The organism is Bacillus cereus group sp. RP37 (assembly GCF_040459695.1).
Taxonomy (GTDB): Bacteria; Bacillota; Bacilli; order Bacillales; family Bacillaceae_G; genus Bacillus_A.
Genome location: NZ_JARVHP010000001.1, coordinates 3,991,241 through 4,008,814, shown reverse-complemented (window position 1 = coordinate 4,008,814; position 17,574 = coordinate 3,991,241). Strand labels below are relative to the sequence as shown.

Below are 17,574 nucleotides of genomic sequence, written 5' to 3'. Positions count from 1 at the left end.
AGAGTGGAATTGTTTTTTTGAAATAGGAAAAGTTAGTATGACTTTCTCTATTTTGGAAAGTATAAAAAGGAATAATGAGGAAAGGGTGCAATACATAATGGAACATCCAATTGAAAATTTAATGAAAACAGCAATGACAAATTTAAAAGAGATGGTAGATGTAAATACGATTGTTGGAAGTCCAGTTTCAACAGCTGATGGAAATGTAGTATTAACAGTATCTCAAGTGGCTTTTGGTTTTGGTGCCGGTGGAAGTGACTTTAAAGGTGATTTTATTTCCGAAAAACATAATAACGGACAAGGACAGCATAAAGAGAGCAAGCAAAGTCATCCGTTTGGAGGCGGAAGCGGGGCTGGGGTTTCCATTAGCCCAGTTGCTTTTTTAGTAGTTGGTTCTAACGGTGTGCAAGTATTACACCTCAATAGTAGTACACATTTAATTGAGAAGGCTTTAAATACTGTACCAAGCACTGTAGATAAATTTGTAAATAGTCGTCACAAGTGAACTTGCATTTTTTAGGAATTATGATATATTAGAAAAAGTGCGCTTTATGATGATCGGAATAATTGAACTGTAAATATATATGATGTGTGGAATAAGGGAGAGGAATTTATGATTAATATCAAAAACTTAGTAGTTGGCTTATGTATGTTAGTAAGCGGCTTTGTTGTATATGTAATAAAAGAAAAAGCTCCATTCTAAAACAGACAAACCGTTACTGTCTGTTTTAAATTTGTAAAAAATGTTGACAAGTCATTATATTGGTGTTAAAATTTTAATTCGTGTCTCGGTTACAGCTAGTGTAAAGTAAATAAATCTTATAGATATAATACGAAAAGTTTGCGAAAGATCGGGTAGTCTTACCAACAACTTTTGTGAACAAACCCTATAAATTATAATTGTAGGCTTTATAGATATACTAGTGAATCAAGGAGCGGTCAGTGGAACCGTAATGATGAGAGAGAGGTAGGGCTTTCATCCAGTATATGTTACTTTCCCGTTAGGTGAATATAAAAAAGAGGACTCCTTTTGAAAAGGAGTCCTCTTTCTTTTTGTATATTAAATTTAAGTGCGGCTCTCAACTTGCTGACAAATTTCATCTGTTGTTAAACCATGAGCTGTAATTACCGATCCCTTAATTGATGCATCTGCAATACCCATCATATTAGAATCTTGCCCAGTTACAATACAACAATCGCACCCTTGTGCATCATGTTCGGAACCCAGGGTAACAACTTCATGTCCCTGTTGCTGAAGAGCTTGTTGAACATCTGTTAATGAGTTTTCAACGCCAATTCTAGCCATAATTCTCACCTCCTACCATCTAGTTGCTAGTATGCTCAAATCCACTGCATATATTTATGAAAAGACGGTAGGAAGTAAATCTTTGTTTAGTCGTTATATACACCAGTAAGCATTTGACTTACGAATTGATCGTTTAAAGTATCTTGGCTGGAAGAAGTATTTGAGTGAATGTCAATTGAAGCAATAAAATTATTATGTTCTTTATTATTTGGTTCTACCTCTACATAATTATCGAATTTACAAAAACCTTTCGTATCCATTAGATCAAATAGTTGAAGCATTTCTACTACCTCTTGTCTCGTTCCTTTAATTTGTACACACGCCATATTGTTTTCCTCCTTCATTTTGACAAATTGTTTTTTAAAAATAGGATTATGATTACGAAATGAAAAATATGAATGTTATTTTTAGACAGCGTTATTTTTATTATTTTCCCCCTTTTTCAGCAAAAGTCGTTATATATTCCCGAATTTATAAAAACGGACGTCCGTTTATTGAATACAATAGATTCGTATCAATTGATGAAAATCCTTCTTTTAAACAAATATTTTTTTTAGTGAAAATTGGCGAAAAAAATTTTTTGACTTTTTGTAAACGTTAACAATGCTGTTAAATCAATATAATCAAAGATGTACGTACGATTAAAAATTATAAATTTTCTAAAAATTCACTTGATTTATTTAGAAAGGAGAGTAAACTAGGAAACAATAAAAAATTCATAGAACATAGGAGGCGCTTTCCAGTGAACGAGCAATGGATTTTCTTAAATGGAGAATTTGTTCCAAAAGACGAGGCAAAAGTTTCAGTATATGATCATGGTTATTTATATGGCGATGGAGTATTTGAAGGAATTAGAGTTTATAGCGGTAATGTTTTCCGTTTGAGAGAGCATCTTGTCCGGTTATATGAATCAGCAAAATCCATTATGTTAGAAATTCCATACTCTTTAGATGAAGTAACGAATATTGTTGTTGAGACGATTCGACAAAATAAATTATCTAATGGATACATTCGCCTAGTTGTATCGAGAGGAGCAGGAAATCTTGGATTAGATCCTGATTCTTGTAAGAAACCGAATGTAGTAGTAATTGCAGAGCAACTATCTTTATTCCCGCAAGAATATTATGAAAAAGGGATTCCGGTTGTAACAGTTGCAACGCGCCGAAATCGTCCAGATGTTTTGTCGCCTCAAGTAAAATCTTTAAATTACTTAAACAATATTTTAGTTCGTATTGAAGCGAAATTAGCTGGCGTACAAGAAGCGCTTATGTTAAATGATCAAGGATACGTAGCTGAAGGATCAGGAGATAACGTGTTTATTGTAAAAGGAAATAAATTAATTACACCGCCAAGTTCTGCTGGAGCGTTAGAAGGTATTACACGAAACGCTATTCTAGAAATCGGTGAAAAACTTGGATATGACGTTAGAGAAGAGTTATTTACAAGACATGATGTATATGTAGCCGATGAAGTATTTTTAACAGGAACGGCTGCTGAAGTAATTGCTGTTACGACAGTAGACGGTAGAACGATTGGTTTAGGGCAAACAGGTCCACATACGAATCGTTTATTAGAAGAATTCCGAAAGTTAGTTATAGAAGATGGAGAGAAGATCTACGAAGAAAATAAAGTTGGATAACAACTTTTTATAACATAAGAAAGCGTTGAGAGGGAGGAGTAGTTGATTGTGAAGCCTTACAGAGAGTCGGTGGTTGCTGAAAACCGATGGTTCACGTCGACGAACATCGCCCTTGAGTGCTAAGCTGAAGCGTTTGTCTAGGCTTAGACGGTAGCTCCGTTATTAGCTAGACTCATTTATGGGTCACTGAGGCAAGAGTATTCTTGCGAAGAAGGGTGGTACCGCGAAATCTTTCGTCCCTTCAGCACATAGCTGGAGTGTGGACGTAGGATTTTTTTTATTGATAAAAGTTTTTAAAAGGGGGCTTATAAGAACAATGTCTTCAAAAACGGAAGAGAAACTGGCAACTGGTGCACAGCTATTGTTAGAAGCGCTAGAAAAGGAAGGAGTAGAAGTAATTTTCGGTTATCCTGGTGGTGCTGTTTTACCTCTTTATGATGCACTATATGACTGTGAAATTCCGCATATTTTAACAAGGCATGAGCAAGGAGCTATTCACGCCGCTGAAGGGTATGCCAGAATTACTGGTAATCCAGGGGTTGTCATTGCAACAAGTGGACCAGGTGCTACAAATGTTATTACTGGTCTAGCAGATGCGATGATTGATTCATTACCACTTGTTGTATTTACAGGGCAAGTAGCAACAACGTTAATTGGAAGTGATGCTTTCCAAGAAGCGGACATTATGGGGCTTACGATGCCGGTGACAAAGCATAACTATCAAGTGCGAAAGGCTTCAGATTTACCTCGAATTATTAAAGAAGCATTTCATATTGCTAGAACAGGAAGACCAGGCCCAGTCGTTATTGACCTTCCGAAAGATATGGTAGTAGAGCAAGGAGAACGATGTAATGACGTACAAATGGATTTACCAGGATACAACCCTAATTATGAACCAAATCTACTCCAAATAAACAAATTATTACAAGCAATTGAGACTGCAAACAAGCCGTTAATTTTAGCTGGAGCAGGTGTATTGCATGCGAAAGCATCAAAAGAGTTAACCAGTTTTGCTCGTAAATATGAAATCCCTGTTGTGCATACCTTACTTGGTCTTGGTGGGTTTCCGCCAGATGATGACCTTTTTCTAGGGATGGGAGGAATGCATGGTTCTTACACAGCCAATATGGCGTTATATGAATGCGACTTACTTATTAATATAGGTGCAAGATTCGATGATCGTCTTACTGGAAATTTAGCTTATTTTGCTAAAGAGGCCACTGTTGCACATATTGATATTGATCCAGCAGAAATCGGAAAAAATGTGCCGACTGAAATTCCTATCGTTGCAAGCGCTAAGCGTGCGTTGGAAGTATTACTTCAACCAGAAGGAAAGAAAGAAAATCATTATAAGTGGCTTTCTTTATTAAAGAGTAGAAAAGAAAAGTATCCACTTTCTTATAAACGAAATTCTGAAAGTATTAAGCCTCAATACGCAATTGATTTGTTATATGAAATTACGAAAGGAGAAGCGATTGTAACAACAGACGTTGGGCAACATCAAATGTGGGCAGCTCAATACTATCCGCTCAAAACTCCAGATAAATGGGTAACTTCAGGAGGATTAGGAACGATGGGGTTTGGATTTCCAGCAGCAATTGGTGCACAAATTGCAAAGCCTGAAGAATTAGTTATTGCAATTGTCGGTGACGCTGGATTTCAAATGACCCTGCAAGAATTAAGTGTGTTAAAAGAACACTCATTGCCTGTTAAAGTATTTATTTTAAATAATGAAGCTTTAGGAATGGTAAGACAATGGCAAGATGAATTTTATAATCAAAGATATTCGCATTCTTTACTGGCGTGTCAACCAGATTTCGTCGCTCTTGCGAATGCGTATGGCATAAAAGGAGTGCGTATAGATAATCCACTTCTTGCAAAGAAGCAAATACAGCATGCGATTGAATTACAAGAACCGGTCGTAATTGATTGCCGTGTACTTCAATCAGAAAAGGTAATGCCGATGGTTGCGCCAGGGAAAGGTGTTCACCAAATGGAGGGAGTGGAAAAAAGGTGAAGAGAATTGTTACAGCGACAGTTCGAAATCAAAGTGGTGTGTTAAACCGAATTACAGGTGTTATGACACGAAGACATTTTAATATTGAAAGTATTTCAGTAGGTCATACGGAATCATCGGACGTATCGCGGATGACGATTGTTGTACACGTTGAAAATGAACAGCAAGTTGAGCAGTTAATTAAACAACTTCATAAGCAAATTGATGTTCTGAAAGTATCAGATATTACAGAAGAAGCGATGATCGCAAGAGAACTTGCACTTATTAAAGTCGCAACGTCAGTAGCAAGAGCAGAATTATATAGTTTAATTGAACCGTTTCGAGCCGCTGTAATAGATGTTGGGAAGGATTCCATAGTTGTGCAAGTAACAGGTACACAGGAAAAAGTAGAAGCATTAATTGAATTACTTCGTCCATATGGTTTGAAAGAAATTGCTAGAACAGGTGTAACAGCATTTACGCGTAGTATGAAGAAACAAGATAAGCAAATTATGCTAATTCAATAATCATTTAAATATAGGGGGAAATGAAAATGGCAAAAGTATATTATGAAAAAGATGTAACGGTAAATGTATTAAAAGAAAAGAAAGTAGCGATTATCGGATATGGCTCACAAGGTCATGCACATGCGCAAAATTTACGTGATAACGGATTTGATGTAGTAGTAGGTTTAAGAAAAGGAAAGTCTTGGGATAAAGCGAAAGAAGATGGATTTTCTGTATATACAGTAGCAGAAGCAGCGGAAAAAGCTGATGTAGTAATGATTTTGTTACCGGATGAACTGCAACCAGAAGTATATGAAGCGGAAATTGCGCCAAATCTAAAGGCAGGAAATTCTCTCGTTTTTGCACACGGATTTAATGTTCACTTTGATCAAGTGAAACCACCAGCGAATGTAGATGTATTTCTAGTAGCACCAAAAGGTCCAGGACATTTAGTACGCCGTACGTTTAGTGAGGGCGGTGCGGTTCCAGCACTGTTTGCAGTATATCAAGATGCAACAGGAGTTGCGACTGAAAAGGCGCTTTCTTATGCTGACGGAATTGGAGCGACGAGAGCAGGTGTATTAGAAACGACATTTAAAGAAGAAACAGAAACAGATTTATTTGGAGAGCAAGCTGTGCTTTGCGGCGGAGTGACTGCGCTTGTAAAAGCAGGGTTTGAAACGTTAGTTGATGCTGGTTATCAACCTGAACTTGCATATTTTGAATGTTTACATGAACTAAAACTAATTGTTGACCTTATGTATGAAGGTGGACTTGAAAATATGAGATATTCAGTTTCGGATACAGCGCAGTGGGGAGACTTCGTATCAGGACCACGTGTTGTTACTGAAGATACGAAGAAAGCGATGGGTGAAGTACTAGCGGAAATTCAAGATGGTACATTTGCGAGAGGCTGGATTGCGGAGCATAAAGCAGGAAGACCGAATTTCCAGGCTACAAATGAGAAAGAGAATGAACATGAAATTGAAGTAGTTGGACGTAAATTACGTGAAATGATGCCTTTCGTACAACCACGTGTAAAGGTAGGGATTAAATAATATGAAGCAGATTTTGTTCATGGATACGACGCTACGTGATGGCGAACAATCACCAGGAGTGAATTTAAATGAACAAGAGAAATTGCAAATTGCAAGGCAATTAGAGAGACTAGGTATTAATGTCATGGAAGCTGGCTTTGCAGCAGCTTCCGACGGGGATTTTCAATCGGTAAAGCGGATCGCAAATACAATTCAAAATGCGACAGTTATGAGCTTAGCTAGAGCGAAAGAAAGTGATATTCGAAGAGCATATGAAGCTGTGAAAGGTGCCGTATCTCCTCGTTTACATGTATTTTTAGCTACGAGTGATATTCATATGAAATATAAACTTTGTATGTCAAAAGAAGATGTATTAGATAGTATTCATCGCTCGGTTACACTCGGAAAATCTTTATTCCCGACAGTACAATTTTCTGCAGAAGATGCGACAAGAACAGCAAGAGATTTTTTAGCGGAAGCAGTAGAAGTTGCAATTCGTGCAGGAGCGAATGTAATCAATATTCCAGACACAGTAGGTTATACGAACCCAGAAGAATACTATTCTCTATTTAAATACTTACAAGAATCTGTTCCTTCGTATGAAAAAGCAATTTTCTCTTGTCACTGCCATGATGATCTCGGTATGGCAGTAGCAAATTCCTTAGCTGCGGTTGAAGGCGGAGCACTGCAAGTAGAAGGAACGATTAATGGAATTGGAGAAAGGGCAGGGAATGCGGCGTTAGAAGAGGTTGCAGTTGCGCTTCATATTCGAAGAGATTTCTATAAAGCGGAGTCTTCTATGACACTAAAAGAGATTAAATCGACAAGTACGTTAGTAAGTCGTTTAACAGGTATGGTAGTACCGAAAAATAAAGCGATTGTAGGAGCGAATGCATTTGCTCACGAATCAGGCATTCATCAAGATGGTGTTTTAAAAGAAGTGACAACATATGAAATTATTGAACCAGCGCTAATAGGTGAATCTCAAAATCTATTCGTACTTGGAAAACATTCTGGACGTCACGCGTTCACAGAAAAAATGAAAGAGCTTGGCTATGAATTTACAAACGAAGAGCGGGATGCGGTATTTGAAGCATTTAAAAAATTGGCTGATCGTAAAAAGGAAATTACTGAAGAAGATCTACGTGCACTTATGCTTGGTGAAGCAGCATTTGCAGCACAACAATATAACATTACGCAATTACAAGTACATTTCGTATCAAATAGTACACAATGCGCGACAGTTGTACTAAAAGATGAGGAAGGAAATGTATACGAAGATGCAGCCACTGGCTCTGGTAGTATTGAGGCGATTTACAATGCAATCCAAAGAATTTTAGGATTAGAATGTGAATTGGCAGATTATCGCATACAATCTATTACACAAGGTCAAGATGCACTTGCTCATGTTCATGTTGAATTAAAAGAAGGAACGCATCAAGTATCGGGTTTTGGTGTTGCCCAAGACGTATTGGAAGCGTCGGCAAGAGCGTATGTCCATGCAGCAGGGAAATTAAAATCTCTTATAGTGCTTGTGAAATAAGTGTTTGATAGGTGAGAGAAGCTTTCCTCACCTATCAAATTAAAGTTCTGAAAATTCAGTTAAAAGGAGTGTTGAAATTGGAAAAACGTATCGTTTGTTTAGCTGGTGATGGTGTTGGTCCAGAAGTTATGGAGAGTGCAAAGGAAGTATTGCATATGGTAGAGAGGCTATATGGGCATCATTTTCATTTGCAAGATGAGTACTTTGGTGGTGTGGCTATTGATTTAAATGGGCAACCATTACCACAACGAACACTTGCCGCCTGTTTAGCAAGTGATGCAGTTCTACTAGGAGCAGTTGGTGGACCAAGGTGGGATGGTGTGAAAGAAAGACCAGAGAAAGGATTATTAGCTTTAAGAAAAGGACTTGGAGTATTTGCAAATGTTCGTCCTGTCACGGTAGAAAGCGCAACGGCACATTTATCGCCATTAAAAAAGGCTGATGAAATTGATTTCGTTGTCGTTCGTGAATTAACAGGTGGGATTTATTTTTCTTATCCGAAAGAACGAACGGACGAAGTAGCAACAGATACACTTACGTATCATCGTCATGAAATTGAACGAATCGTTTCTTATGCTTTTCAATTAGCGAGTAAGCGGAAGAAAAAAGTAACATCTATTGATAAAGCGAATGTTTTAGAGTCTAGTAAACTATGGAGAACTGTAACAGAAGAGGTAGCACTTCGATATCCAGGTGTTGAATTAGAACATATTTTAGTGGATGCCGCAGCTATGGAATTAATTCGGAATCCTGGACGGTTTGATGTAATTGTAACGGAAAATTTATTTGGTGATATTTTGAGTGACGAGGCTTCCGTATTAGCTGGATCATTAGGAATGCTGCCATCAGCTAGTCACGCGGAAAAAGGCCCTTCATTATACGAGCCTATTCACGGATCAGCACCGGATATTGCCGGGAAAAATAAGGCGAATCCAATTGCAATGATGCGCTCTGTTGCAATGATGCTTGGGCAATCATTCGGATTAACGAGAGAAGGGTGTGCAATTGAATCCGCAATCTCTGCAGTTCTTAAATTAGGAAAATGTACAGCTGATATCGGGGGGACTGAAACGACAACTTCATTTACGAAGGCAGTTATGCAAGAAATGGAAGAGCAAGCGTTAGTAGGGAGAGGGAGATAATGGGGAAAAGATTGCTAGATAAACTTTGGGAAAGACACGTAGTTACGACAAACGAAAATGGATTGGATTTATTATATATCGATCTACATCTTGTTCACGAAGTAACGTCACCGCAAGCCTTTGAAGGCTTGCGGCTTACAAATCGAACGGTCCGCAGACCAGATTTAACATTCGCAACGATGGATCATAATATTCCAACGAAAGATGTTTGGAATATTACCGATCGTATTGCGAAGCAGCAATTGGATACCCTTAGGGAAAATTGCAAACAATTTCAGGTGCCATTAGCGGATATCGGGGATGAAGAGCAGGGGATTGTTCATGTTATCGGACCAGAACTTGGGCTCACGCAGCCTGGAAAAACAATTGTTTGTGGTGATAGTCATACAGCGACGCACGGTGCGTTTGGCGCGCTAGCATTTGGTATTGGTACGAGTGAAGTGGAACATGTATTGGCAACGCAAACGCTATGGCAACGAAAACCGAAAGCGATGGGCATTGAGTTAAACGGAAAATTACAGAAAGGCGTTTACGCAAAAGATATTATTTTGCATCTCCTTTCAAAGTACGGTGTAGCAGTTGGAACTGGATACGTAATGGAATTTTACGGAGAGACGATTGGGGCAATGGAGATGGAAGAGAGAATGACACTTTGTAATATGGCAATTGAAGGAGGAGCAAAGGCTGGTATTATCGCACCAGATGAAAAAACATTTGCGTATGTAAATGGACGTAAATATGCACCGAAAGACTATGAATCTTTCACGAAAAAATGGTCTGAACTTTATACAGATTTAGACGCAATTTATGATTTGCATATTTCGATAGATGTGACAGATTTAGCACCGTACGTTACGTGGGGAACAAATCCAAGTATGGGTGTTCGTATTGATGAAAAGTTGCCAGAAACACAGGATGGAAACGATGAAAGAGCGTTTTTATATATGGGATTAAGCCCTGGGCAAAGCACTTATGAAATTCCAGTTCAGCATGTCTTTATTGGATCTTGTACAAATTCTCGATTATCTGATTTAGAAATTGCTGCATCTGTTGTGAAAGGGAGAAAGGTAAAAGAAGGTGTGCGAGCACTCGTTGTACCTGGATCGAAAAGAGTAAGAGAAGCTGCGATGCAAAAAGGACTACATCACATATTTGAAGAAGCTGGATTTGAATGGAGAGAACCTGGATGTTCCATGTGTCTTGGAATGAATCCAGATCAAGTACCTGAAGGAGAACATTGTGCTTCAACTTCAAATCGTAATTTTGAAGGAAGACAAGGAAAGGGCGCACGAACACATTTAGTTAGCCCAGCAATGGCGGCAGCAGCTGCGTTATATGGTCATTTTGTTGATACTCGAAAGGAGAGTTATGATGGAGCCATTTCGTATTCATAAAGGTACTGCTGCAGTACTTATGAATGATAACATTGATACAGATCAAATTATTCCGAAGCAATACTTAAAGAGAATTGAAAGGACGGGATTTGGAAAATATTTATTTGACGAGTGGCGATATGATAATGAACGACATGAAAACCCTAATTTCCCACTTAATGCACAAGACAGAAAAGGAGCAAGTATATTAATTACAGGTAATAATTTTGGTTGTGGTTCTTCTAGAGAACATGCACCTTGGGCACTTGCTGATTATGGTTTCCGCGTTATTATCGCCGGAGGGTTTGCAGATATTTTTTATATGAATTGTATGAAAAATGGTATGTTGCCAATTGTAATGGATAAAGAAATGCGAGAAAAACTTGCCAAAACGGATGCGAGAGAACAAATAGAAGTAGATTTAGAGAATGAAGTAATTACAACGAGTACGTACAGGTTTCATTTTACAATCGAGAAAATGTGGAAAGAGAAATTATTGAACGGTCTAGACGAAATTAGTATTACGATGCAATATGAACAGGAAATTGTAGAGTATGAAAGGAAAGTAGCTTTATATTAAGAAATAACGGAATGTTCAAAATGTATTTACATTCAGAATTAAGTATTATATACTATGTAAAAATCAGAGGAGAAAGGGAGTAAGTATTATGAATATCGTGCAATCTATTGAAATGCTTACACAACTACATCATCATACATAAAGCCCTTGAACCTAGCGTGAAAACGTGTAGGCACAAGGGTTATTCCCGTTGTACCTACACTCTACTAAAGAGCCTTGTAGGTATTTTGTCTACAAGGCTCTTTTTATTTTCGGTTTAGGTGAATGAAATAGGCATACATTAGAAAGGGAAAGGTGTGAGCATTTAGATGGCAAAATGGAAACGGGCAAACCCAAATGGAACGAGAGACTATTTATTCGAAGAATGTACGTTAATTGAAGAAGTGGAGCAAAAATTAAGACGTACTTTTTTAGAGAGAGGTTATGAGGAAATAAGGACACCTACAATTGAATTTTATGATGTTTTTGCCTTTCAAAGCAGGCCGATAGATGAAGAAAAGATGTATAAATTTTTTGATGAAAAGGGACGGATTATCGTCTTGCGTCCAGATATGACAATTCCTTTAGCGAGAGTAATGGGAACGCAGAGGTGGGATACGCCGCTTAAACTGACGTATAGTGGGAATGTATTTCGAGCGAATGAGTCCCTTACCGGAAAATATAATGAAATTGTGCAAAGTGGTATTGAAATTATCGGGATTGATAATGTAAGAGCTGAAATTGAATGTGTTATAAGCGTCATTCAATCACTTCAAAAGGTGAAGGTGAAATCTTTTACCATAGAGATTGGGCAAGTGCAGTTATATAAATGTATTGTAAAAAAGCTCTCCATTCATGAAGAAGAAGAGAAAGTACTTAGAACGTATATAGAAAGTAAAAATTATGCTGCTCTATCAAATTTTATTAGAGAAAAGAAATTAGATCGATGTGATGAAACCGTAAGATTACTTGAGAAATTACCAAGGCTATTTGGGAATTTAGAAGTGATTGAGGAAGCAGAAAAACTCGCCTCAAGTAATGAAATGAAAATGGCTATTGCAAGAGTGAAAGATATATATGAAGCAATTGAAAAACTAGGCTATGGATCTTACATATCAATTGATTTAGGTATGATTCAACATTTGGATTATTATACAGGTGTTATTTTCAAAGGGTATATATATGAAATTGGAGAAGAAATTGTTAGTGGCGGAAGATATGATGAGTTAATTGGGAATTTTGGGGAAATGCAGCCGGCCGTTGGACTCGCGGTGCAAGTCAATCAAATTGTGAAGGCGCTGCAAGAGCAGCAAAAACCATATGAAAGAAAGAGAATAGATATTATCATTCATTATGAGTTAAATAGATTAGCAGAAGCGGAAAGATTACGAAATTTACTTCAAAAGGACGGGAAAAAAGTAGAGCTATCTTTATTCTCTAATGTAAACGACACCTTTCAATTTGCAAGAAAAAATCAAATAGTAACGGTCGTTGAGGCAAAGAACGAATCGTTAGTGGAATATGTATGGAAAGAGAAATGGGTAGTCCAGAAAGAAGGAGAAACTTCATGCGTAACATTCAAATTGCGTTAACGAAAGGAAGATTAGAAAAACATGTGATTCCACTCTTTGAGCAGATTGGAATTGATTGTTCAGAGCTCAAAAATAAAGGACGAAAGCTTGTCTTTCAAAGTAAAAATACAGATATCTCATTTATTTTAGTGAAAGCAGTAGATGTTGCTACTTATGTAGAACATGGAGTAGCTGATATTGGGGTCGTTGGAAAAGATATTTTAATGGAAAACGAGAAAGATATTTATGAAATGTTGGATTTAGGAGTAGGCGTGTGTAAGTTTTGTGTTGCTTCTATTCCTACTTATAACCCAAAGAGTTACCGGAAGAAACGTATTGCGACGAAATATCCACATATTACTTCTAACTATTTTCATGATAAAGGAGAGGATGTAGAAATTATAAAAATAGAAGGTTCTGTAGAAATCGCTCCTATTCTGGGATTGGCAGATGCGATTGTTGATATTGTTGAAACAGGAAAAACATTACAAGAAAATGGACTTATTGTATTTGAGGAAATGTGTTCTATATCTGCTCGAATGATTGTAAATAAGGCTGCATTAAAAACTAAAAAAGACGAAATATTCAGTATTGTAAATGTGATGGAGCAAGAAATTTTGTCAGAAAAATAGGGGGACTTGTAATGGAGATAGTTTGTGAAGATTTTCAACAGGCGCTATCAAAAATAAAATTGCTACGAGAAAACGCCAATATAATAGAAGAAACTGTTCAAAGAAGTGTAAGTGAAATCGTTCAAAATGTGAGGGAGAGTAGGGATGAGGCCCTATCTTTTTATACAAAAAAGTTTGATGGTGTGGAGATGAAAGAGTTTCGTGTAAGTGAAGAAGAAATAAAACAAGCGAGTACGTTTGTAGAGAATTCATTTTTAGAAGCGTTACAAGAGGCGAAGAAAAACATTATTTCGTATCACGAAAAGCAAAAAAGGCAATCCATATTCGATTGCGTGAGTGAAGGCATCATTAGAGGACAAATCATTCGGCCGTTAGAAAATGTAGGTGTATATGTGCCAGGCGGAACTGCTTCGTATCCTTCGTCAGTATTAATGAATGTATTGCCAGCAAAACTCGCTGGTGTGAAAAAGATTGTAATGGTGACACCACCAAGGCAAGGGGGAATGGATCCTCATATATTAGCGGCTGCAAGCCTTGCAGGAGTAGATGAAATTTATACGATAGGTGGTGCGCAAGCAATTGCTGCTTTAGCATATGGGACGGAATCGATTCCGAAAGTGGATAAAATAGTTGGACCAGGAAATTTGTACGTCGCTCTGGCGAAACGAGAAGTATACGGAATCGTAAATATTGATATGATTGCTGGACCGTCAGAAATTGTAGTTATTGCTGATGAAACCGGCAATGCAAAATATATCGCTGCTGATTTATTATCACAAGCAGAACATGACGAGAGAGCAACGGCAATTTGTATTACAACGAATATAGAGTTAGCAAAAGAAGTAGAAAAAGAGATAGAAAGACAGTTAGAAACATTAACAAGAAGCGAAATTGCACGTGAATCGATAAATAGAAATGGAGCTATTTTTATCGTTCCTTCTTTAGATGAGGCACTACAATTATCGAATGAAATCGCTCCAGAACATTTAGAGTTACATATAAAAGAACCGATGAATGCTCTAGCTTATGTGAAACATGCAGGATCTATCTTTCTGGGACCATATGCACCGGAACCGCTAGGTGATTATTTAGCAGGGCCGAATCATGTGTTACCGACAAGTGGAACGGCAAGGTTTTTCTCACCGCTATCAGTCGATGATTTCGTAAAAAAATCAAGCTTTCTGTCTTATACGGAGGAAGCGTTAAGAGATGTACAACATCATATTGTAGAACTTGCCAATAAAGAAGGGTTACATGCACATGCGAGAGCAATTCAAATAAGATTTGAGGAGGAAGAATAATGCGTGAGTCCAGTCAAATACGTGAGACGACAGAAACAAAAATAAAATTAAGTTTGCAGCTTGATGAAGGCAAGAGCGTTTCTGTACAAACGGGAGTTGGATTTTTTGATCATATGCTAACTTTATTTGCACGGCATGGAAGATTCGGTTTACAAGTGGAGGCGGAAGGTGATGTATTCGTTGATGCGCATCATACAGTTGAAGATGTTGGAATTATACTCGGAAATTGTTTGAAAGAAGCATTGCAAAATAAAGAGGGGATTAACAGGTACGGCTCAGCATATGTACCGATGGATGAATCTTTAGGTTTTGTCGCAATTGATATTAGCGGGCGCTCATATATTGTATTTCAAGGAGAATTAACGAATCCGAAGCTAGGGGATTTTGATACAGAACTAACAGAAGAATTTTTTAGGGCAGTCGCTCATGCTGCCAATATTACATTACATGCTCGCATTTTATACGGAAGCAATACACATCACAAAATTGAAGCGTTATTTAAAGCGTTTGGTAGAGCGCTTAGAGAAGCAGTCGAAAGAAATGCCAACATTACTGGTGTAAATTCAACGAAAGGGATGTTGTAATTGATTGCCATTATAGATTATGGAATGGGAAATATTCGTAGTGTAGAACAAGCATTAAAATATATTGGAGCAGAGTACATCGTAACGAGTGATAAAGAAGAGATTCTTAGAAGTGATGGAGTGATTTTACCAGGAGTAGGTGCATTTCCAAAAGCGATGGATGTATTGGAAGAAAAAGATTTAGCTTGTGTGTTAAAAGAGGTCGGGCGTTCAGGAAAACCGCTTCTTGGCATTTGCTTAGGAATGCAGCTTTTATTTGAAAAAAGTGAGGAACTACAAGACTGTAACGGATTAAGTTTATTACCAGGTGTGATTCGAAAGTTAAAGGTTCCTTATAAAATTCCACATATGGGATGGAATGAGTTAAAGAAAGAGGGGGAAATAGCGCTTTGGAATGGAGTAGAAGATGGTTCTTATGTATATTATGTCCATTCTTATTATGCAGATTGTCCAAATAAGATTGTGTATGGGATAAGTGAATATGGAGTGAAAGTACCTGGTTTTGTAGCAAAAGGAAATATATACGGCGCACAGTTTCATCCTGAAAAAAGTGGTGACATTGGAATGCAAATGTTGAAAAATTTCAAAGGGGTGGTAGAAGCATGGAGATCTTCCCAGCTATCGATTTAAAAGAAGGACGATGCGTTAGACTGTATCAAGGAGAGTTTAGTAAAGAAACAGTAATGAATGAAGATCCAGTTGCGCAAGCGATTATATTCGAAAAATTGGGCGCGAAAACACTACACATTGTTGATTTAGATGGTGCAATTGCTGGAGAGTCAGTAAATTTGTCCGTTATTGAAAGGATTTGCAAGGAAGTATGTATTCCAGTGCAAGTTGGAGGAGGAATTCGATCACTTGTAGCGGTAGAGAAGTTATTGTCAGTAGGTGTAGATAAAGTGATTTTAGGAACATCTGCTCTTTATGATAGGACATTTTTAGAAGAAGCAGTTCTTCTATATAAAGAAAAAATCATTGTTGGAATTGATGCGAAAAATGGTTTCGTAGCAACGAGAGGCTGGCTTGATGTATCTGAAATTTCTTACATTGATTTAGCAAAGCAAATGGAGAATGTAGGTGTTCAAACGATTGTGTTTACAGACATTTCGAAAGACGGGACACTTGCAGGGCCGAATGTAGAGCAATTAGAGTTACTACAAAAAAGCGTGGGCATTCGTCTTGTTGCTTCTGGAGGAGTGGCATCTATACAAGATGTGAAAAAATTAAATGATATGAATATATACGGCGTCATAATTGGTAAGGCTCTTTACGAGAAAACGATTGATTTAGAAGAAGTGTTAGAGGTAACAAAGTTATGTTAGCGAAACGCATTATTCCATGTCTAGATGTGAAAGAAGGGCGAGTCGTAAAGGGGGTAAATTTTATAGGATTACAAGACGTCGGTGATCCTGTTGAAATAGCTGCTTTATATAATGATGCGGGAGCAGATGAAATTGTATTTTTAGATATTACGGCAACGTATGAAGGAAGAAAAACGATTATAGATGTTGTAGAAAAAACAGCTTCAAAAGTATTTATTCCTCTTACAGTTGGAGGAGGGGTTTCAAGTGTTAAAGATATGTACAATTTACTAAGAGCCGGAGCAGATAAAGTTTCAATCAACTCAGCGGCAGTGCGAAATCCAAAGCTAATTGAAGAAGGGGCAGAACACTTTGGATCACAATGTATTGTCGTAGCAATTGATGCTAGAAAAGTAGCAGAAGATAAGTGGAATGTATATGTGAACGGCGGAAGAGTTGATACGGGAATGGATGCAATCGGGTGGGCAAAGCGTGTTACCGAGCTAGGGGCAGGTGAAATTTTGTTAACGAGTATGGATGCCGATGGAACGAAAAACGGATATGATCTTCGTTTAACAGAAGAAATTTCAAACGGTGTTTCCGTACCAGTCATCGCGTCAGGTGGATGTGGTCATGCTGATCACATCATAGAAGTTTTTCAAAAGACAACAGTTGATGCAGCACTTGCAGCATCCATTTTTCATTATGGTGAGGCGACAGTGCAGGATGTAAAGAGAAAATTAAGAAATGAAAACGTTGAGGTGCGGTTATGAAACCTAACTTTTCAAAAGGATTACTACCAGCAGTTGTAATTGAAGAAGGGACAAAAGAAGTTTTAATGTTAGCTTATATGAATGAAGAAGCATATGAAAAAACGCTAGAAACGAAAAGAACATGGTTTTATTCTCGTTCAAGACAATCGTTATGGAATAAAGGAGAAACATCAGGAAATGTCCAATATGTGCAATCTCTTTATTTAGATTGTGATCAAGATTCAATCGTTGTTGTCGTAAAGCAAGTGGGACCTGCTTGTCATACGGGAGAGAAAACATGTTTTCACTACAAAATTATATAGGGGGATACA

At 37.6% G+C, this 17,574-nt stretch carries 21 protein-coding genes and 1 other annotated feature; of the genes, 19 read left to right on the top strand and 2 right to left on the bottom strand.

Going from position 1 to position 17,574, the window contains the following annotated elements:
* Positions 1-37 precede the first annotated feature (37 nt).
* Positions 38-505 (top strand): GerW family sporulation protein, encoded by a 468-nt coding sequence (ytfJ, locus tag QCI44_RS21130; RefSeq protein WP_088083465.1) that lies wholly within the window; start codon positions 38-40, stop codon positions 503-505.
* A 108-nt stretch (positions 506-613) separates the two neighbouring features.
* On the top strand, positions 614-703 hold the full coding sequence (locus QCI44_RS21125) for a hypothetical protein (RefSeq protein ID WP_000608225.1): 90 nt from the start codon (positions 614-616) through the stop codon (positions 701-703).
* 363 nt (positions 704-1,066) lie between these two features.
* On the opposite strand, the gene QCI44_RS21120 is transcribed toward QCI44_RS21125, so the two are convergent.
* Both QCI44_RS21120 and QCI44_RS21115 read right to left on the bottom strand, forming a co-directional pair.
* Entirely contained in the window at positions 1,067-1,306 is a 240-nt protein-coding gene (locus QCI44_RS21120; protein WP_000101009.1) for a YkuS family protein, read from the bottom strand.
* An 86-nt stretch (positions 1,307-1,392) separates the two neighbouring features.
* Entirely contained in the window at positions 1,393-1,632 is a 240-nt protein-coding gene (locus QCI44_RS21115; RefSeq protein ID WP_000752505.1) for a DUF3911 family protein, read from the bottom strand.
* Positions 1,633-1,691: 59 nt separating this feature from the next.
* Here QCI44_RS21115 and QCI44_RS21110 point away from each other — a divergent pair, with 59 nt between their 5' ends.
* From QCI44_RS21110 to hisI, 17 genes are all read left to right on the top strand, one after another.
* A complete protein-coding gene (locus QCI44_RS21110; RefSeq protein ID WP_016136600.1) occupies positions 1,692-1,907 on the top strand; it encodes a hypothetical protein in 216 nt (71 codons plus the stop codon).
* Positions 1,908-2,048: 141 nt separating this feature from the next.
* Positions 2,049-2,945 carry a branched-chain-amino-acid transaminase gene (gene ilvE, locus QCI44_RS21105; protein WP_001005497.1) on the top strand — a complete coding sequence of 299 codons (897 nt, stop codon included), beginning with the start codon at positions 2,049-2,051 and terminating at the stop codon, positions 2,943-2,945.
* A 16-nt stretch (positions 2,946-2,961) separates the two neighbouring features.
* Positions 2,962-3,189 (top strand) — a binding site (T-box leader).
* Positions 3,190-3,261: 72 nt separating this feature from the next.
* Positions 3,262-4,962 (top strand): acetolactate synthase large subunit, encoded by a 1,701-nt coding sequence (gene ilvB / locus QCI44_RS21100; RefSeq protein ID WP_016088732.1) that lies wholly within the window; start codon positions 3,262-3,264, stop codon positions 4,960-4,962.
* Entirely contained in the window at positions 4,959-5,468 is a 510-nt protein-coding gene (gene ilvN / locus QCI44_RS21095) for an acetolactate synthase small subunit (protein ID WP_016088731.1), read from the top strand. Before ilvB ends, ilvN begins: the two co-directional genes overlap by 4 nt.
* Positions 5,469-5,494: 26 nt before the next feature.
* Positions 5,495-6,505 carry a ketol-acid reductoisomerase gene (gene ilvC / locus QCI44_RS21090; RefSeq protein ID WP_016133965.1) on the top strand — a complete coding sequence of 337 codons (1,011 nt, stop codon included), beginning with the start codon at positions 5,495-5,497 and terminating at the stop codon, positions 6,503-6,505.
* A gap of 1 nt (position 6,506) precedes the next feature.
* Positions 6,507-8,027 (top strand): 2-isopropylmalate synthase, encoded by a 1,521-nt coding sequence (gene leuA / locus QCI44_RS21085; RefSeq protein WP_088083466.1) that lies wholly within the window; start codon positions 6,507-6,509, stop codon positions 8,025-8,027.
* Between the two features lie 77 nt (positions 8,028-8,104).
* Positions 8,105-9,169 carry a 3-isopropylmalate dehydrogenase gene (leuB, locus tag QCI44_RS21080; protein WP_016133966.1) on the top strand — a complete coding sequence of 355 codons (1,065 nt, stop codon included), beginning with the start codon at positions 8,105-8,107 and terminating at the stop codon, positions 9,167-9,169.
* A complete protein-coding gene (leuC, locus tag QCI44_RS21075; protein WP_016133967.1) occupies positions 9,169-10,563 on the top strand; it encodes a 3-isopropylmalate dehydratase large subunit in 1,395 nt (464 codons plus the stop codon). Before leuB ends, leuC begins: the two co-directional genes overlap by 1 nt.
* On the top strand, positions 10,541-11,122 hold the full coding sequence (leuD, locus tag QCI44_RS21070; protein WP_016133968.1) for a 3-isopropylmalate dehydratase small subunit: 582 nt from the start codon (positions 10,541-10,543) through the stop codon (positions 11,120-11,122). Before leuC ends, leuD begins: the two co-directional genes overlap by 23 nt.
* Positions 11,123-11,430: 308 nt before the next feature.
* Positions 11,431-12,693, top strand: coding sequence for an ATP phosphoribosyltransferase regulatory subunit (hisZ, locus tag QCI44_RS21065; protein WP_088083467.1), 1,263 nt, complete (start codon positions 11,431-11,433; stop codon positions 12,691-12,693).
* The gene (gene hisG / locus QCI44_RS21060) at positions 12,669-13,304 is read left to right on the top strand and encodes an ATP phosphoribosyltransferase (RefSeq protein WP_353811431.1); all 636 of its coding nucleotides are present in this window, start codon (positions 12,669-12,671) and stop codon (positions 13,302-13,304) included. The genes hisZ and hisG overlap by 25 nt, the downstream gene beginning before the upstream one ends.
* An 11-nt stretch (positions 13,305-13,315) precedes the next feature.
* A complete protein-coding gene (gene hisD, locus QCI44_RS21055; RefSeq protein WP_353811430.1) occupies positions 13,316-14,605 on the top strand; it encodes a histidinol dehydrogenase in 1,290 nt (429 codons plus the stop codon).
* Entirely contained in the window at positions 14,605-15,189 is a 585-nt protein-coding gene (gene hisB, locus QCI44_RS21050; protein ID WP_088083468.1) for an imidazoleglycerol-phosphate dehydratase HisB, read from the top strand. Before hisD ends, hisB begins: the two co-directional genes overlap by 1 nt.
* Positions 15,190-15,819, top strand: a complete 630-nt coding sequence (hisH, locus tag QCI44_RS21045) for an imidazole glycerol phosphate synthase subunit HisH (RefSeq protein WP_016133972.1) — start codon at positions 15,190-15,192, stop codon at positions 15,817-15,819.
* On the top strand, positions 15,792-16,511 hold the full coding sequence (gene hisA / locus QCI44_RS21040; RefSeq protein WP_016088720.1) for a 1-(5-phosphoribosyl)-5-[(5-phosphoribosylamino)methylideneamino]imidazole-4-carboxamide isomerase: 720 nt from the start codon (positions 15,792-15,794) through the stop codon (positions 16,509-16,511). Before hisH ends, hisA begins: the two co-directional genes overlap by 28 nt.
* Positions 16,505-17,263, top strand: a complete 759-nt coding sequence (hisF, locus tag QCI44_RS21035; protein ID WP_088083469.1) for an imidazoleglycerol phosphate synthase cyclase subunit — start codon at positions 16,505-16,507, stop codon at positions 17,261-17,263. The genes hisA and hisF overlap by 7 nt, the downstream gene beginning before the upstream one ends.
* Complete coding sequence (hisI, locus tag QCI44_RS21030; RefSeq protein WP_016088718.1) at positions 17,260-17,565, top strand: phosphoribosyl-AMP cyclohydrolase; 306 nt, start codon at positions 17,260-17,262, stop codon at positions 17,563-17,565. The genes hisF and hisI overlap by 4 nt, the downstream gene beginning before the upstream one ends.
* Positions 17,566-17,574: the final 9 nt, after the last annotated feature.

Bases quoted from the DNA above. Each gene is read 5' to 3' on its own strand.
- ytfJ (WP_088083465.1), top strand. From the start codon at position 38: ATGACTTTCTCTATTTTGGAAAGTATAAAAAGGAATAATGAGGAAAGG.
- QCI44_RS21125 (WP_000608225.1), top strand. From the start codon at position 614: ATGATTAATATCAAAAACTTAGTAGTTGGCTTATGTATGTTAGTAAGC.
- QCI44_RS21120 (WP_000101009.1), bottom strand. From the start codon at position 1,306: ATGGCTAGAATTGGCGTTGAAAACTCATTAACAGATGTTCAACAAGCT.
- QCI44_RS21115 (WP_000752505.1), bottom strand. From the start codon at position 1,632: ATGGCGTGTGTACAAATTAAAGGAACGAGACAAGAGGTAGTAGAAATG.
- QCI44_RS21110 (WP_016136600.1), top strand. From the start codon at position 1,692: ATGAAAAATATGAATGTTATTTTTAGACAGCGTTATTTTTATTATTTT.
- ilvB (WP_016088732.1), top strand. From the start codon at position 3,262: ATGTCTTCAAAAACGGAAGAGAAACTGGCAACTGGTGCACAGCTATTG.
- ilvC (WP_016133965.1), top strand. From the start codon at position 5,495: ATGGCAAAAGTATATTATGAAAAAGATGTAACGGTAAATGTATTAAAA.
- leuA (WP_088083466.1), top strand. From the start codon at position 6,507: ATGAAGCAGATTTTGTTCATGGATACGACGCTACGTGATGGCGAACAA.
- leuC (WP_016133967.1), top strand. From the start codon at position 9,169: ATGGGGAAAAGATTGCTAGATAAACTTTGGGAAAGACACGTAGTTACG.
- leuD (WP_016133968.1), top strand. From the start codon at position 10,541: ATGGAGCCATTTCGTATTCATAAAGGTACTGCTGCAGTACTTATGAAT.
- hisZ (WP_088083467.1), top strand. From the start codon at position 11,431: ATGGCAAAATGGAAACGGGCAAACCCAAATGGAACGAGAGACTATTTA.
- hisG (WP_353811431.1), top strand. From the start codon at position 12,669: ATGCGTAACATTCAAATTGCGTTAACGAAAGGAAGATTAGAAAAACAT.
- hisD (WP_353811430.1), top strand. From the start codon at position 13,316: ATGGAGATAGTTTGTGAAGATTTTCAACAGGCGCTATCAAAAATAAAA.
- hisB (WP_088083468.1), top strand. From the start codon at position 14,605: ATGCGTGAGTCCAGTCAAATACGTGAGACGACAGAAACAAAAATAAAA.
- hisA (WP_016088720.1), top strand. From the start codon at position 15,792: ATGGAGATCTTCCCAGCTATCGATTTAAAAGAAGGACGATGCGTTAGA.
- hisF (WP_088083469.1), top strand. From the start codon at position 16,505: ATGTTAGCGAAACGCATTATTCCATGTCTAGATGTGAAAGAAGGGCGA.
- hisI (WP_016088718.1), top strand. From the start codon at position 17,260: ATGAAACCTAACTTTTCAAAAGGATTACTACCAGCAGTTGTAATTGAA.